The sequence below is a fragment of the Advenella kashmirensis WT001 genome, from assembly GCF_000219915.2.
Taxonomy (GTDB): Bacteria; Pseudomonadota; Gammaproteobacteria; order Burkholderiales; family Burkholderiaceae_B; genus Advenella; species Advenella kashmirensis.
The window spans coordinates 1,957,648-1,973,581 of sequence record NC_017964.1; the positions used below are offsets into that span (position 1 = coordinate 1,957,648).

Annotated in this window: 13 protein-coding genes and 3 pseudogenes; 10 read left to right on the top strand and 6 right to left on the bottom strand. The window is 55.8% G+C overall.

Annotated features, from left to right (window positions below; translation table 11 throughout):
- Positions 1 to 99: 99 nt before the first annotated feature.
- Positions 100 to 306: a DNA-directed RNA polymerase subunit omega gene (rpoZ, locus tag TKWG_RS09155; RefSeq protein WP_014750561.1), complete on the bottom strand. Its 207-nt coding sequence runs from the start codon at positions 304 to 306 to the stop codon at positions 100 to 102.
- Between the two features lie 42 nt (positions 307 to 348).
- Positions 349 to 957 carry a guanylate kinase gene (gene gmk, locus TKWG_RS09160; protein ID WP_014750562.1) on the bottom strand — a complete coding sequence of 203 codons (609 nt, stop codon included), beginning with the start codon at positions 955 to 957 and terminating at the stop codon, positions 349 to 351.
- A gap of 257 nt (positions 958 to 1,214) precedes the next feature.
- Here gmk and TKWG_RS09165 point away from each other — a divergent pair, with 257 nt between their 5' ends.
- A complete protein-coding gene (locus tag TKWG_RS09165) occupies positions 1,215 to 1,976 on the top strand; it encodes an SDR family oxidoreductase (RefSeq protein ID WP_014750563.1) in 762 nt (253 codons plus the stop codon).
- A 130-nt stretch (positions 1,977 to 2,106) separates the two neighbouring features.
- Positions 2,107 to 3,000 carry a pirin family protein gene (locus tag TKWG_RS09170; protein WP_014750564.1) on the top strand — a complete coding sequence of 298 codons (894 nt, stop codon included), beginning with the start codon at positions 2,107 to 2,109 and terminating at the stop codon, positions 2,998 to 3,000.
- A 26-nt stretch (positions 3,001 to 3,026) separates the two neighbouring features.
- Here the strand turns inward: TKWG_RS09170 and TKWG_RS09175 are convergent, their stop codons facing one another.
- Entirely contained in the window at positions 3,027 to 3,959 is a 933-nt protein-coding gene (locus tag TKWG_RS09175) for a YicC/YloC family endoribonuclease (RefSeq protein WP_014750565.1), read from the bottom strand.
- A 159-nt stretch (positions 3,960 to 4,118) separates the two neighbouring features.
- On the opposite strand from TKWG_RS09175, the gene rph reads away from it, so the two are divergent.
- The 6 genes and pseudogenes from rph (at position 4,119) to ntrC (ending at position 11,571) form a co-directional block, all read left to right on the top strand.
- A complete protein-coding gene (rph, locus tag TKWG_RS09180) occupies positions 4,119 to 4,865 on the top strand; it encodes a ribonuclease PH (RefSeq protein WP_041709267.1) in 747 nt (248 codons plus the stop codon).
- Between the two features lie 341 nt (positions 4,866 to 5,206).
- The gene (gene rdgB / locus TKWG_RS09185) at positions 5,207 to 5,800 is read left to right on the top strand and encodes an RdgB/HAM1 family non-canonical purine NTP pyrophosphatase (protein WP_014750567.1); all 594 of its coding nucleotides are present in this window, start codon (positions 5,207 to 5,209) and stop codon (positions 5,798 to 5,800) included.
- Positions 5,797 to 7,014 carry a radical SAM family heme chaperone HemW gene (gene hemW / locus TKWG_RS09190; RefSeq protein WP_014750568.1) on the top strand — a complete coding sequence of 406 codons (1,218 nt, stop codon included), beginning with the start codon at positions 5,797 to 5,799 and terminating at the stop codon, positions 7,012 to 7,014. The genes rdgB and hemW overlap by 4 nt, the downstream gene beginning before the upstream one ends.
- A gap of 251 nt (positions 7,015 to 7,265) precedes the next feature.
- A pseudogene (gene glnA / locus TKWG_RS09195) lies at positions 7,266 to 8,677 on the top strand (type I glutamate--ammonia ligase).
- Positions 8,678 to 8,869: 192 nt separating this feature from the next.
- Positions 8,870 to 10,009 carry a two-component system sensor histidine kinase NtrB gene (locus tag TKWG_RS09200; RefSeq protein ID WP_014750571.1) on the top strand — a complete coding sequence of 380 codons (1,140 nt, stop codon included), beginning with the start codon at positions 8,870 to 8,872 and terminating at the stop codon, positions 10,007 to 10,009.
- The gene (gene ntrC, locus TKWG_RS09205; RefSeq protein WP_014750572.1) at positions 10,006 to 11,571 is read left to right on the top strand and encodes a nitrogen regulation protein NR(I); all 1,566 of its coding nucleotides are present in this window, start codon (positions 10,006 to 10,008) and stop codon (positions 11,569 to 11,571) included. The genes TKWG_RS09200 and ntrC overlap by 4 nt, the downstream gene beginning before the upstream one ends.
- An 85-nt stretch (positions 11,572 to 11,656) precedes the next feature.
- Here ntrC and TKWG_RS09210 read toward each other — a convergent pair.
- The 3 genes and pseudogenes from TKWG_RS09210 to TKWG_RS09220 all read right to left on the bottom strand — a co-directional run.
- Positions 11,657 to 12,327 (bottom strand): annotated as a pseudogene (locus tag TKWG_RS09210) (ABC transporter ATP-binding protein); the annotation flags it as partial.
- Positions 12,327 to 13,990: pseudogene (locus tag TKWG_RS09215) on the bottom strand (ABC transporter permease). The pseudogenes TKWG_RS09215 and TKWG_RS09210, both read right to left, overlap by 1 nt.
- Before the next feature lie 138 nt (positions 13,991 to 14,128).
- Positions 14,129 to 15,160: a Fe(3+) ABC transporter substrate-binding protein gene (locus TKWG_RS09220; protein WP_014750574.1), complete on the bottom strand. Its 1,032-nt coding sequence runs from the start codon at positions 15,158 to 15,160 to the stop codon at positions 14,129 to 14,131.
- On the opposite strand from TKWG_RS09220, the gene TKWG_RS09225 reads away from it, so the two are divergent.
- Both TKWG_RS09225 and TKWG_RS09230 read left to right on the top strand, forming a co-directional pair.
- Positions 15,159 to 15,446, top strand: a complete 288-nt coding sequence (locus TKWG_RS09225; RefSeq protein ID WP_014750575.1) for a hypothetical protein — start codon at positions 15,159 to 15,161, stop codon at positions 15,444 to 15,446. The two genes, TKWG_RS09220 and TKWG_RS09225, sit on opposite strands and share 2 nt — an antisense overlap.
- A gap of 88 nt (positions 15,447 to 15,534) precedes the next feature.
- On the top strand, positions 15,535 to 15,921 hold the full coding sequence (locus TKWG_RS09230) for a Rid family detoxifying hydrolase (protein WP_014750576.1): 387 nt from the start codon (positions 15,535 to 15,537) through the stop codon (positions 15,919 to 15,921).
- Positions 15,922 to 15,934 lie beyond the last annotated feature (13 nt).

A 15,934-nucleotide genomic window follows, 5' to 3' on the forward strand; every position in this document is an offset into this window, starting at 1 on the left:
CCTGCGGTTTCGTCGGCGGAAAGGGGACCCGGCACGCAGCGCGTGCAACAGCGAGGAAGATGCGTCCTTGAGTCCCATATGACCTGCCTGTGCCTGAAATCAGGTAGGCACTTTACGCAGCATTTCCGCTCCGGTCAGACCTTTGGCTATTTCACGCAGCGCGATCACGGTCGGTTTGTCTTTGTCGGGATCGACACGGGGTTCATGGCCCTGAGCCAGTTCGCGGGCGCGGTAGGTCGCAGCCAGCGTCAGATTGAAGCGGTTGGGGATGTGCGTCATGCAATCATCGATAGTAATACGAGCCATGGTGTTGTCCTTAGCGGGTAAGCAAAAAAGTTTAAAGTCAAATTACCGAACGGAATCGGAAATTCCGAGCTGGGAGAAGAGTTGGGCATGCCGGGCGGCCTGAGACTGGTATCGGAGCCTGGCGGCTGCAACGATTTTCTGTAATTCATTCAGGGCTGTGGCAAAATCTTCATTGATAATAACATATTCGCACTCGGGAGCGTGCGCGATCTCGCTTCCTGCCGCCAGTATCCGGCGGGTGATGACGCTGGCCGAATCCTGTCCGCGCTGGGTCAGCCGGGTTTCCAGCACCTCGATGGATGGGGGCAGGATAAAAATACCCGTTACGCCCGGGAAATGCTGACGGACCTGGCGCGCGCCTTGCCAGTCGATTTCCAGAAGAATGTCCTTGCCCTGGGCGATGGCTTTTTCTATAGGCGGTCGTGGCGTGCCATAAAAATTGCCATGGACCTCGGCCCATTCAAGCAATTGCCCGCTCTCGCGCAATTGCAGAAAGTCTTGTTTGGTAGTGAAATAGTATTCGCGGCCTTCCTGCTCGCCAGGGCGTGGATCGCGCGTGGTGCAGGAAATGGACAGGGAAATGTTGTTGTCCTGGGCAAGCAGCGCATTGACCAGACTTGATTTGCCCGCACCGCTGGGTGCGATAATCATGAAGACATTACCGGGAAATTTAAGCATAATGATGACGGTGGCGGCAAAAGAAAATCATAGCAAAAAAACCAGCACTTTTCGGCAATTGCCTGAACCGGTACGTTTTTTGTCGTGGTGATGGCGTAAGAAACGATCGGCACCCACGTCTGAAATTGAGCATGGCGTGAAACAGCATGAAAAAAAGAGGCGGTGCATGCCTGTAGGAATTATTTCAAACCTGATAGCATAGCGGTTCCGTTTTCAAAGGAGTAATAAGAATGAATACCCCCTCCCTTAAAGTCGCCGTGGTCACAGGAGCAGGATCCGGCATCGGGCGTGCAGTCGCGCTGGAATTGCTGGGTACCGGCTACGCCGTTGTGCTGGCCGGTCGGCGCGCCGATGCGCTGGAGAAGACCCGTACAGCGGCCGGCGTCGACGCGACCCGGGCATTGGTGGTGCCAACCGATGTGACCAGCGAACAGGAGGTACGCAGGCTGTTTGATACGGCGCAGCGCGAGTACGGACGCGTTGATGCGCTTTTTAACAATGCGGGGCGGGGTGGTACGCCGGTGCCTGTCGACGAATTTTCGGTGCAGGAGTGGCGTGATATCGTCGACGTGAATCTGACCGGGATGTTCCTGTGTGCCCAGGCAGCGTTCCGTGTCATGCGCCAGCAAGATCCGCAAGGGGGGCGCATTATCAATAATGGCTCAATATCGGCCCATGCGCCACGGCCCATGAGCATCGCCTATACCGCTACAAAACACGCCGTGACCGGCTTGACCAAATCTCTGTCGCTTGACGGGCGTGCCTACAATATCGCTTGCGGCCAGGTGGATATCGGCAACGCCGGGACCGACATGACGCAGCGGATGCAAAAGGGTATCATCCAGGCCAACGGCGAGACGCGTGTGGAACCGGTCATGGATGTGGCGCATGTTGCCCAGACTGTGCGGGCCATGTGTGACTTTCCCTTGGAAACCAACGTGCAGTTCGTGACCATCATGGCCACCAAAATGCCTTATGTCGGACGTGGCTGATTAGCGCGGGAAGCAACTGGCTTTGCGTGGGAAGGAACCGGGCGGGTGCCCGGTTGCCTGGACATGCAGACGCCAGTCTTATTTCAAACATCCATGTAAAAACGCTAATCTTATTTAACAGGAGCAGGGTATGACCATTCAGAAAATCAAACCGCGTATTGCCGATGTCGGCGGCATTCCCGTTGCCCGCGCGTTGCCCAATCGGGAGCGGCGCACTATCGGATCCTGGTGTTTTCTGGATCATGCAGGCCCGGCCCGCTTCGAAGAAGGCAACCCGGGCATGCAGGTGGGAGAACATCCGCATATCAATCTTCAAACCTTTACCTGGATGCTTGAAGGGGAAGTCTTGCACAAGGATAGTCTGGGCAATGAGCAATTGATTCGCCGCAAGCAGGTCAATCTTATGACTGCCGGCCACGGGATTGCACACACCGAACAGACCCCGCCGGGCATCAATGCGCTGCATGCGGTGCAACTGTGGATTGCCTTGCCTCAGTCGGAAACGCCCATTGCCCCGGCCTTTGAACATTATCCCCAATTGCCGGAGTGGATGCAGGCCAACACGCGATTTACCTTGCTGACCGGTGAATTTGCGGGACGGCGAGCCCCTACCCGTCAGTTCACGCCATTGGTCTGTGTGGATATAGAGGCCCTGGGGGCCGATAGCATTGCGCTGACATTGAACCCGGAGTTCGAGTATGGCCTGTTCCTGATTACCGGCGCGCCGGCCAGCATCAACGATGAGCTGTTCGAATTGAATGAAGTGGCTTTTCTTGGCACGGGCAACGATACAGTGCGCATCGACACCACTGCCGAGTCACGTTTGTTGTTGCTGGGCGGCACGCCGATTGATGTGCCGGATTTTCAGATTTGGTGGAATTTTGTGGGTTCGCGTGCCGACATTATTCAGGCGCAAAAGGACTGGAATGCCCATGATCCTCGTTTCGGGAAGGTGGACACGGATATGCAACGCCTGACGCCGCCCGATTTGCCCTGGGTGGACAAGGCGCCGCCAGCGGCCTGAGCCGCTTGGGCTTACAGCAGCGCAGTTTATTCGATATTCTGTGCCTGTTCACGCAACTGCTCGATAAGCAGTTTAAGGTCGATAACCGATTGCGTGATTTCCAGGGAACTGGACTTGGAGCCCAGTGTGTTAACTTCCCGATTCATTTCCTGAAAGAGAAAATCCAGGCGCTTGCCCAGGCTGAGCGACTTGGCCGCTGATTTGGACTCGGACTTGCCTGAAGAGAGAATGACACGCAGTTCGGTCAGATGAGAGTCCAGCCGGGTGAGTTCTTCTGCTACATCAATGCGCAGGGAAAACAGGGACGATTCTGCAGCAATGCGTGCAGAAAGTTCGGCGCCGCTGATCTGCTCAAATCCGTTAGGGCAGGCCGCATTCAGGGTGTCGGTCAGTTTTCCTGCCAGTTTCTTGCGGTATTCGTCAAGAATACCGGGCAACCGCTGCTCGATGGTGCCGATCACTTTTTTCATTTCTTCGGCAGCCTCAAGCATGGCAGTGGCCAGGCGCTGACCTTCCCTGGCGCGGGCAAGAATCAGCTCCTGCAGGGCGCTGCGTCCCGCCTGCATGCACTGGTTCAGCCACATCGCGGGTGAGTCATCCTCGTTGTATTCGTTGGGGGCAGGCCAGTGCAGCAGATCGGTCATGCCTGGGGCGGCCAGATCGGGAATAATTTTGCGCGCGGCCTGGTAGCGTTCGTTAATCAGCGTTAACTGATCGACCTCGAAGGCGCGCTGCTGCAGGCTGCCGGATCGGGCAAAAGAGACGCGTACTTCCAGTTTGCCGCGTTTCAGATGGCTGCCAAGCAGTTCTCTGAGCGCAGTTTCCGCATGACGCAGTTCATCGGGAATTCTGAAGGCCAAATCAAGATAGCGGCTATTGACGCCCTTGAGTTCTACGCTTACGCTGCCAAGCAGAAATTCGGAACGGGCACTGCCGAAAGCCGTCATGCTGTGGATCATATGTTATCCGCTATTATTAAGATTAGGTGTCCAGGTAAGGCGTCGTTCCAGCCGATTCAAAAAGCGACGGGATGACTGATCCGATTATAAGTGATGCAAATGACCATTTTATGCGCACGGCGCACTACAATGTAACTATTGATAATCGATGAGGATATTATGCCCAGCGCAGATCTCAACCTAACCTTTGCTCGTCCTTCGGGTCGGGAACACGATATGATCCGTCCGCTGTCAGTTACACGGCGTTACACCAACTATGCGGAAGGGTCCGTGCTGATCGAGGCCGGCAATACACGCGTACTATGCAATGCCAGTGTGATTGAGAGCGTGCCGCCTTTTTTGCGCGGCAAAGGCCAGGGCTGGGTAACGGCAGAATACGGCATGCTGCCGCGGTCAACCCATACCCGTTCCGACCGCGAGGCCGCGCGCGGCAAACAGAACGGCCGTACCCAGGAAATTCAACGCTTGATCGGTCGCAGTCTGCGCGCCGTCATTGATATGCAAAAGCTGGGTGAGCGTACCATTCAGATTGACTGCGATGTGATCCAGGCCGATGGCGGAACCCGTTGCGCGAGTATAACCGGCGCGTGGATCGCCATGGCCGACGCCGTGAGTTTGTTGCTCAAGGATGGACGATTGACGACCAATCCGCTAAGAGACCGGGTTGCAGCGATTTCTGTCGGTATGTACAAGGGGCACGCGGTCCTGGATCTGGATTATGAAGAAGATTCGGCCTGCGATGCCGACATGAATGTCGTCATGACCGGCTCGGGGCAGTTCGTGGAAGTGCAGGGTACAGCCGAGGGCCAGGTGTTCAGCCGCCAGGATCTGGATAGTTTGCTGGCGCTGGCCGAATCGGGCATTGCACGACTATTGCGGGAACAGCAGTCGGCCTGGCCGGCTTAGTATCGCATCGGGCCCCAGGTGGCTGGCGGCAATTGCGTTACCGGCATCGGTGTGGCCTGTGCAGTGATGTGGCTCACGTATGGCGACTGTGATATTTGACGGCGATATCTATGTGTAACTGGCGGATATCACATTCATGATCCGCCTTTCTTGATTTGCTTTTTGTGATTTCTGATCCGTGATTGATGTTTCGTACCTGACGGGTGCCACACGGATCAGATGACGCGAATGGTGTGAGGTCGTTTGCCGACGCCAGTCGGCCTGCTGGCGATCGTTGCCTGACTTTCGCTAAGGCTGGTCGTCTGCGTAGATTGTTATTATTGAATATAGAGTGTAAATATATGGATGTTGTACTGGCTTCCGGAAACAAGGGAAAATTGCGCGAATTTAGTGCGCTGTTTGCGCCACTGGGCATGCGTCTTATTCCGCAGCAGCAATTGAATGTGTCGGAGGCTCCCGAGCCTTTTCATACTTTCGTTGAAAATGCGCTGGCCAAGGCGCGCCATGCCAGTCATCACACCGGCCTGCCGGCGCTGGCAGATGACTCCGGCCTGTCAGTCGAAGCGCTGGGTGGCGCACCGGGCGTGCTATCGGCGCGGTATGCTACGCTATTTGGCGAAGAAAAATCGGATGCCGCCAATAACCGCCGCCTTCTGCTGGAGCTGCAAAATCATGAAAACCGCCGGGCTGCCTATATAGCCGTGCTGGTTTTTGTGCGGTCAGAAAATGATCCCTGTCCTGTCATTGCGCAGGGTACCTGGCATGGGGAAATCGCCATGCAAGCAGCCGGCGAGCACGGGTTTGGCTATGATCCCTATTTTTATATTCCCGAGTTGGGAAAAACCGCTGCTCAGCTTGATCCTCAAGTCAAGAACAGCGTGAGTCATCGTGCCATGGCGCTCAAGCGTTTGCTGGCGGATCTGGGTGCCGCGTGATCGAAAATATCGTCCCTGTGCAGCGGCTGAAACCGGCAATCAATTTCAACATCGGCCTGCCGCCCTTGTCTTTGTATATTCACGTGCCGTGGTGCGTGCGCAAATGTCCATACTGTGATTTCAACTCTCATGAGAAAAAACAGGACATTCCCGAAGCGCGTTTTCTGGCGGCGTTGCGTCGCGACCTTGAAGAGACGCTGCCATTAGTCTGGGGACGTTCGGTTTATACCGTATTTATCGGTGGTGGCACGCCCAGCCTCTTGTCTGGTGAAGCGATCGAGCAGATGCTGGCCATGGTACGCTCATATCTGCCCCTGGCACCATCTGCGGAAATTACCATGGAAGCCAATCCCGGGACAGCCGAGGCAGATCGTTTCGCGCAGTATGCAGCGGCCGGTGTCAACCGCTTCTCCCTGGGCGTGCAAAGTTTTGACGACAAGGCGCTGCAGCAGCTGGGGCGTATTCACAATGCTCGCCAGGCTGAGAAAGCCATTGAGCTGGCCATGAACGCGGTATCTCAGGTCAACATCGATCTGATGTATGCCTTGCCAGGGCAAACGATCGCCAAAGCCCGGGCCGATGTACAGCGGGCGCTTGCCTTTGGTACCCAGCACCTGTCGCTCTATCATCTGACCATGGAGCCGAACACGGTCTTTGCCAAGTTCCCGCCGAAAGACCTGCCTGATGAAGATAGTGCTGCCGACATCCAGGATATGCTCCTTGAGCAGACCCGGGACGCCGGTTTCGAACAATATGAAATTTCGGCCTACGCCCGCCCGGGTTGCCGTGCGCGCCATAACCTCAACTACTGGGAATTTGGCGACTATATTGGAATTGGACCTGGGGCGCATGGCAAATTGTCGTTTCAGGATCGCATTGTCCGGCGCGCCAATGTCAAGAATCCGCAGACCTGGATGGATCGCGCGCTTGAGGCAGACGGCGCTGGCCGGATCATGACCGAGCAGAGCCTGGCTGTCGCAGATTTGCCTTTTGAATTCATGCTCAATGCATTGCGATTGGTAAAGGGCGTTCCCGCGACGCTGTTTGAGGAGCGAACCAGCCTTTCACTGCTGAGCGTGGCCCCGACTATTCGCAAGGCGGTAGAGCGCGGCCTGATGGAACCCGATCCCATGACCATTCGGCCTACCGAACGCGGTCAGGCGTTCCTGAACGATCTGCAGGCGATGTTTTTGCCTGAAAAAAAGGCAACTTGAAGGCATATTGTCTCTAGGGAAATCACCTGCAGCTGTTTTCGTGCGATCCGCTAAGTTCGTACGCTGTTGGTGCGTTTTTGCCACAAGGCACCAAATAAGTGCATGAGTGACAATTTCAGGCACTAAAATAGTGCGCATAAATCACGAATCTGCCACGCATCCGGTCATCAATAGCTGGCATGATACTTGCTTTTAAGTACGGCATACGGCCGGCTCAGGCCCTGTCATTGGACATTACTCATGGAGATAGTATGACAACCCCTCAAGACGTTCTAAAGCTGATTGGCGATCGCGAAGTGACTTTTGTCGATTTCCGGTTTACGGATACGGTTGGTAAAGAACACCACATGACCATCCCGTCCAAACTGCTGGACGAAGACAAATTCGAATCCGGTCAGGCTTTTGATGGTTCGTCCATTGCCGGCTGGAAAGGCATTGAGGCTTCCGATATGCTGCTGATTCCCGATGCGAAATCTGCGCGTCTGGACCCGTTCCGTGAAGAACCCACACTGATCATGACCTGCGACGTGGTAGAACCGTCGGATCTGAAAGGATATGATCGCGATCCTCGTTCTCTGGCCAAGCGCGCCGAAGCCTACCTCAAATCCAGTGGCCTGGGCGACACCGCTTACTTTGGCCCCGAGCCGGAATTCTTTGTGTTTGATGGCATTACCTGGACTGACGACATGTCCGGTTGCTCATTCAAAATCAAATCTGACGAAGCGCCATGGTCATCCGGCACCGAGTCGGAGTCTGGTAATCTGGGGCATCGCCCGCGCGTCAAGGGCGGCTATGTACCCGTGTCACCGGTTGATTCCTTTGCCGACCTGCGTTCTGAAATGAGCCTGATTCTGGAAGAGCAGGGCGTGCCGGTAGAAATCCACCACCATGAAGTGGCTGGCGCCGGCCAACTGGAAATTGGTACTCAGTTCTCTACGCTGGTGCAGCGCGCAGACTGGAACCAGATCCTGAAATACACAGTGCACAACGTAGCCCATATGTACGGCAAAACCGCGACATTCATGCCCAAGCCGCTGTTTGGTGATAACGGCTCAGGCATGCACGTTCACCAGTCTATCTGGAAAGATGGCCAGAACCTGTTTGCCGGTAATGGTTATGCCGGTTTGTCCGAGTTCGCCCTGTTCTATATCGGCGGTATCATCAAGCATGCCCGTGCACTCAACGCGATTACCAATCCGGGCACCAATTCCTACAAACGTCTGGTGCCGCACTATGAAGCCCCGGTCAAGCTGGCTTATTCTGCCCGCAACCGTTCGGCCTCAATTCGTATTCCTTATGTAGGCAATCCGAAAGGCCGTCGTATTGAAGCGCGCTTCCCCGATCCGCTGGCCAACCCGTACCTGGCGTTCTCTGCGCTGATGATGGCTGGCCTGGACGGTGTGCAGAACAAGATCCATCCTGCGATCCTGCAGACAAAAACCTGTACGATCTGCCACCCGAAGAAGACAAGAAAATTCCGACCGTGGCCGCATCGCTTGAAGAAGCGCTGGCTGCGCTGGATGCGGATCGCGAATTCCTGACCCGCGGCGGCGTATTCAGCAACGACATGCTGGATGCCTACGTGGAACTGAAAATGCAGGAAGTGACTCGTCTTCGCCAGACGCCGCATCCTGTTGAATACGATCTGTACTACTCGTTGTAATTGCTGCATACGGGCCTGTCATACCTGAAAGGGGGATGGCGTTTGCCATCCGGCCCGATTGTTTCTCCCCCAAGACAGACCGGCATCTGTCGTCTTACGATTGAACCCGGCACGCTTGGCCGCTTCGGGCTGGCAGGGTGACGCTTGGTCATTCACCTCGCTTTATTCGGCGCGGGTACTTCTGGACTCCCAATGGCAACGAAACTCACAGACGCTTACGATCTTCTTGCCACATCCGTTTTGCTGGTGGATGACGACGGGCGCCTTCTGCATATCAATAGCGCTGCACAGGACCTGCTGGAGCGTTCGCTCAAATCCCTGGAAAAATCAGCTGCAGCCGATCTGTTTACCGATGCGGAAGCCTTCAACAAGGCCCTCGATTACGTCTCGGGAAGAAAGCTCTCGACTGTGCGCCTGACGCTCGCTTTGCGCAAGGCCCTGGAGAACGTGCCTGCCAATGTAACGCTTACGCGCCTGGAGGCCATGCCCTGGCGCATATTGATTGAGATACGCGAGTTTGAACAGCATGCACTGGCGGAGCGCAATGAACGGCTGTTTCACGAAATCGAAATCTACAAGGACACGTTTCGCAACCTGGCGCACGAAGTCAAGAACCCGCTGGGCGGCTTGCGCGGCGCAGCCCAGTTGCTGGAAATGGAGCTGCAGGATCCGGCGCTCAAGGAATATACCCAGGTTATTATTGATGAAGCCGATCGTCTGCAAGGATTGGTGGATCGCCTGATTCGACCCAGTCAGTCGCAGTTATCCCTGTCGGTGATCAATATCCATGAAGTATGTGAGCGGGTACATGCACTGATCAAGGCAGAGTATCAGGACCGTATCACGATTGTGAAAGATTACGACGCCTCGGTGCCGGATATGAAAGCCGATATGGCCAAACTGGTGCAGGCCTATCTGAATCTGGCGCGCAATGCTGCGCAGTCGCTGCTTGGTGAGGCGCCATCACGATCGCTATCGGCCAGCGGGCGCGAGGTCGCTGACGACAACGGCTTTGACCTGCGCGCCGGTGATAGTCTGGCGCACGTAGGGCCGCTGCTGACGCTACGCACTCGCATACTGAATAAATTTTATCTGCTCAATAAGGTGCACCGCCTGGTGGTGGTGGTTTCTGTCGTGGATAACGGCGCAGGCGTGCCAAAGCAATTGAAAGACCGGATTTTTCACCCTCTGGTCACTGGCCGTGCAGAGGGCACAGGCCTGGGACTAAGCCTGGCCCAGGAACTGGTGCATCAGCATGGCGGACTTATCGAATTTGATTCGGAACCGGGTCATACCGAGTTCAGAATGCTGTTACCGTTGGAGCAAGTATGAAAACAATCTGGATTGTCGACGATGATCAGGCCATTCGCTGGGTGCTGGACAAGGCGCTGCAGCGTGCCGGAATGGCGCCCACCTGTTTTGAGCGTGCCAGAGACGTGCTCGATGCATTGCAAACGGAACGACCCGATGTGCTGGTAACGGATATTCGCATGCCGGATATGTCGGGGATTGATCTGCTCAAGGCAATCAAACAGCGCGCGGAAGATTTGCCGGTCATTGTGATGACGGCCTATACCGACCTGGACAGTACGGTGACGGCTTTTCATGAAGGCGCGTTTGACTATCTGGTCAAGCCGTTTGACGTGAATGAAGCGGTGGCGCTGATTGAGCGCGCATATGAACATGGTCGTGAGAACGCAGGACATGGGACGGAACAAGCCGTGCTGGCCCCGAATCTGGCAGCCGATTACGACAAAATGATGACCCAATCGTCATCCAGGCAAATGCAGGAGATTTTTCGCGCCATTGGTCGCCTGGCGCCCTCTAAGGTCACCGTGCTGATCACGGGCGAATCGGGCACCGGCAAGGAATTGATCGCCCGCGCCGTGCACAAGCATGGCACACGAGCCGGGAAACCTTTTGTGGCGCTGAATGCAGCGGCGATTCCGCGTGACCTGCTTGAAGCGGAACTGTTCGGACATGAGCGCGGTTCGTTTACTGGCGCCAGCGCACAACGCCGTGGCCGTTTTGAAGAGGCCAATGGCGGGACGCTGTTCCTGGATGAAATTGGCGACATGCCGCTGGAGTTGCAAACCCGTCTTTTGCGGGTGCTTGCCGAAGGCAATTTCTACAGAATCGGTGGTTCACAGCCGGTGAGTGTGGACGTGCGCATTATTGCTGCGACGCATCAGCCGCTCGAAGTACGGGTCGAGCAGGGCACCTTTCGAGAAGATCTGTTCCATCGCCTGAACGTTATTCGCTTGCGGGTGCCACCATTGCGTGAGCGTCGGGAAGATATCGGTCAGCTGGCAACGCATTTTCTTAAGGTCGCAGCCAGCAGCCTGGGTGTGGCGCCCAAGCAATTGAGCCCGGAGGCGCTGGCTATTGTCCAGCAGTTCGATTTTCCGGGCAATGTGCGCCAGTTGGAGAACTTTTGTCATTGGCTCACGGTCATGTCGCCGGCGCAGCGGATCGATAAGAACGATCTGCCACCCGAGCTCATGGCAAGCCTGAGTTTTTCACCAGGTACGGAACGCACCACCGAAGGTGTCGCGCCGACAGCGGGCAGTGTCGGGGACGCATCGGCTACTGCGGCCCATTGGTCTTCGGCAGCCACGCCTACAGCCGCAAGCCAAGGCCCTTATACGCCGTTAGCTGGGAGTGACAACAGTCAGCAGAACTGGCTGGACAAACTGGAGCTTGAAGTTCAGCAACGGTTGCAAAGCGATGAGCAGGACATCATGGCGCATCTGACGCAGGAGTTTGAGCGGATCGTGCTGACCACGACGCTGGAAAATTGCCGAGGGCGGCGTATTGACGCAGCGGCACGGCTGGGCATAGGTCGCAACACGGTGACGCGAAAGCTCAAGGAACTGGGAATAGAGCATCTTTGATCGCCAGCGTGGCTTGCGGCGGCGCCGCTTTAACCGCCGGCCAACGCGTGTGCAGTTATTGGGTGGGGAGCTTGTCCATGCGACGCCAGGCCTGCAGCTTGCCATCTTTCATCGTGCCAATATGATCGGCAATGGCTTCGGCTTCTTCCAGGTTGTGTGTAACCAGAATGGCGCTGATGCCACTGTGCTTCAGAATACTGCGCACTTCTACAACCAGTTGCTGGCGAATTTCCGTATCCAGATTGGAAAAGGCTTCGTCCAGCAACAGCAGTTTGGGCGAGGGCGCAGTGAGCGCACCAGCGCAATGCGCTGCTGCTGGCCACCGGACAGTTCGTGCGGATAGCGGTCACGCAGATCAGACAGGCGTACCAATTCCAGCAATTCATCAACCCGCTGTCTGCGCGCCTGTTGTGCTTGCTTGCGCAGGCCGAACGCGACATTCTGTTCAATCGTCAAATGCGGGAACAAGGCATAATCCTGGAACATCATGCCAATGCGGCGATGCTCCGGTTCGACCATGCGACCGGGCTCGGCAATTACCTGGCCGTCCAACAAAATCTGCCCGGCGTAGACCGGTTCGAACCCGGCAATGGCGCGCAGGACCGTGGTTTTGCCGCAACCAGACGGGCCCAGCAGGCAGACGATTTCACCCGCCGGAACCTGCATCGTGTAGCCGTCGACCACCACTTTCATCCGATGGTCATGTTTATAGCCCAGTCGGATATCATTGATTTGCAAAATGGGTGTTGCGTGCATTAGTAGTTTGCCTTCAATTGGGTACGGGCCAGCAAGATCACCGGAATCAGCCCGGCAAATACAATGATCAGGGCGGCAATTGCCCTTCGTCATAGGTCCCGCGTGCCGCTTCAGCGTAAAGCCATGTCGACAGGGTTTCAAAATTGAGCGGGCGCAGCAGCAGGGTGGCCGACAATTCTTTCATGGCATCTACAAAAATCAGCAGCGCTGCTGCGCCCAGCGCCGGACGCAGCAACGGAAAGTGAACGCGCACGAAACTGCGAAATGCACTGTGCCCCAGGCTGCGCGAGGCTTGTTCCAGCGATGGCGGAATCCGGGCCAGGCCCGATTCAATGCTGCCAACTGAAATGGCCATGAAGCGCAGGGTATAGGCGCAGACAATGCCAGCTGCCGAGCCCATGATATACAACTGTGGCGGAATACCGGCCAGCGCGTTCAAGGTGCTTGAAATGAGTTGATCAAACCACGAATAGGGAATCAGCAAGCCGGTAGCCAGGACGGTACCTGGAATGGCGTAGCCCAGGCTGCTGCAACGGGCCAGCAGGCGAGCCGTGCCGCTGCGTGCGTGTCGCGCCGACCAGGCGATGATCAGCCCGCAGCAGATGGTGACGACGGTCGCTGCAAGCGACACCGATACTGTGTTATAGGTGGCCCGGACCAGTTCCAGGGAGACTGCCTGCAATGATGATAAACGCTTGATTGATTCGTTCACCAGAAACCAGAAAGGAATAATAAAGCCGGTAATGATGGGGAACCAGCCTAACAGCACGGCCACAAGAGCCGCAATGCCGCGCAGTTGCACCGGTTGTATTGGATGCATGCGCTGGGTAATGGCGTAGCGCTGGCGGCGCCGGGCATAGCGCTCCATATAGATCAGTAGCGTAACCACGGCCAGCATGACAATCGCAATTTGCGCCGCACCTTCCAGATTGGAACGGGTGATCCAGGTAGTATAAATGGAGATGGTCATGGTCTGGATGCCGAGAAACTCCGAGGCGCCTACATCGTTCAGTGTTTCCAGCAACACCAGACTTAAGCCCACCGCCATGGCCGGACGAGCCAGCGGCACCACCACGCGCCAAAAAGCTTCGCGACGCGAGCATCCCAGTGTCCTGGCCGCTTCCAGCAGGCTGGCGGCCTGCGTCATGAACATCACCCGCACGCTTAAATAGACATAAGGATACAGCACCAGCCCCAGCAAAATAATGGCGCCCGCCATGGAGCGCAAGTCGGGGAGGCGGAACTGGCGTGGCGAGTCATAGCCCAGCAGGTCGCGGATCAGGGTTTGTATCGGTCCCAGTGGGTGCAGCACGTCCAGATAGGCAAACGCCATGATGTAGGTGGGCACGGCCAGCGGCAACAGCAGGCCCCAGGTGACCAGCCGGCGGGTAGGGAACAGATAGGCAGTAGTCAGCCAGGCGCTACCGCCGCCAATGAGTGCACTCAGAATACCCACGCCCAGCAGCAAGAGCACGGTGTTCGACAATGAAACCGGGAGCACATTGTGCAACAGGTTCAGCCAGTGACCGGTCTCGCCGGACAGCGCCAGCGCAGCCAATACCAATACCGGCGAAAGCACGCACAATGCCAGGGCGGCGGCTATCCACTGGCTGGGTGGCCAACGATGGGTAGCGGTCAAGGCGGTGGAAGAGGGGGTGACCATACCGAGTTTACCAAATGCATACGGCGGGCTTGATGCCCGCCAGACAGGGAAATGCAAAAAAGAGAACGGCTGATCGGCCTTGACCAGCGCCTGACGGGACTGCCAGGCTTGCCGTTCTCCGAGCGCAATAAACGATAATTATTGATCGAACCCGACCTGATCGACCAGTTCGCTGGCTTGCTTACGGTGCTTGGCGATCTCTGCCAATGGCAGGGTATCGGCTTTCAGGGTGCCGAAGCTGGCTACTGTCGGATCCAGTTGTACGCCCTGGCGTACCGGGTATTCGTAATTGGCGCTAGCATACAGGCTCTGTGCTTTTTCCGAAGCCAGGTATTCCAGCAGTTTGACAGCATTGTCCTTGTTGGCTGAATGTTTGGCGATGGCTGCGCCGCTTACGTTGACATGGGTGCCGCCGTCTTTGCTACCGGCAAAGGTGGGCAGAATGACCTTGATTGCATTACCCCATTTATACTGGTCTGAATCGGGTTTTGCATTGCGCATTTGGCCTACGTAATAGGAATTGGCAATGCCAATGTCGCATATGCCGCCAAGAATATCTTTGGCAACATCACGATCGCCGCCGGCTGCCTTGCGGCCCAGGTTGGCCTTGACGCCTTTGAGCCATGCCTGCGCTTTTTCCGCGCCGTCATGGGCAATGATTGCAGCAAAGAGGCTGGTGTTGTACGGATGCTGGCCCGAGCGGATGCACACCTTGCCTTTCCACTTGGGATCGGCCAGCTCTTCATAAGTAAACTTGTCCAGGTTCAGGTCTTTTGCGGCATACAGCACTCGGGCCCGTGTTGACAAGGCAAACCATTGGTTGCCCGGATCGCGCAAACTGGCAGGAATGGCCTGGTTCAGCGCATCCGACTGCACTGGCTGGGTAATACCGGCATTCACCAGATCTATCAGGTTGCCGTAATCGACCATCATGAGCAGGTCGGCGGGTGAACGCTCACCTTCGCTCTTGACGCGTTCAGCCAGTCCGTCCTTCATGAATACCGTATTGGTCTTGATGCCGGTTTCCTTGGTGAAATTATCCAGAATGGGTTGAATCAGCTTGGGTTCACGCGTGGTGTAAATATTGACTTCACCCGCAGCGTAGGCCTGAGCGCCACAAAGAACACCAGCGCATGTGAGCGCCTGAGTAAGGATCGAGAGAGATTTCATGACTGCCTTTATTGATGTGAGAATAAATCCAACCGGGTCACTCGTTGCGATCAATCTGGCAATCGCAAATCGAATGTTGCTGAAAATAAGAATGATTTTCACTATATTACTTCAGCAAAATTTCAGCTACGAAATAAATCAATTTTTTCTAAAATTTTGTCAGAAAAATGAAAAAAAACGACAGCTTTTATTCTGGCAGCCCGGCTTTCCCAGTCACGCGTGCTCTGCCGGGACGACTGGGCAAGATCCGCTTCGGGACACTGCAGGGCAAAAATCGGTAGGTTGAGCTGGTCGGCACACGATTATTTTCGGTCTGAAAGTGTATATACTATTGTCATTGCCTATAGTAAACGCCCCGTTCATTGGAGAATCTCATGACCAAACAAGTCATTCAGACAGACAAAGCCCCCAGCGCCATTGGCCCTTATTCCCAGGCAGTCGTTGCACCGGCTGGCAGCACCGTCTACCTTTCCGGCCAGATTGGTCTGGACCCGTCCACGGGCGATCTGGTCTCCGAACAGGTCGAAGAACAGGTGCGCCAGGCATTCAGCAATATGAGCGCAGTCATTCATGCTGCCGGCGGCTCACTGCATAGTATTGTGAAACTCACTTTGTTTCTGACCGACCTGGCCAATTTTGGCATTGCGAACACGGTGATGTCTGAACTGATCCCGGAACCATTTCCCGCCCGTTCAACGGTAGAGGTCAGTGCTTTGCCCAAAGGCGCCCTGTTCGAGGTAGAGGCCATCATCATCGTCTGATCATCTCGTTGTC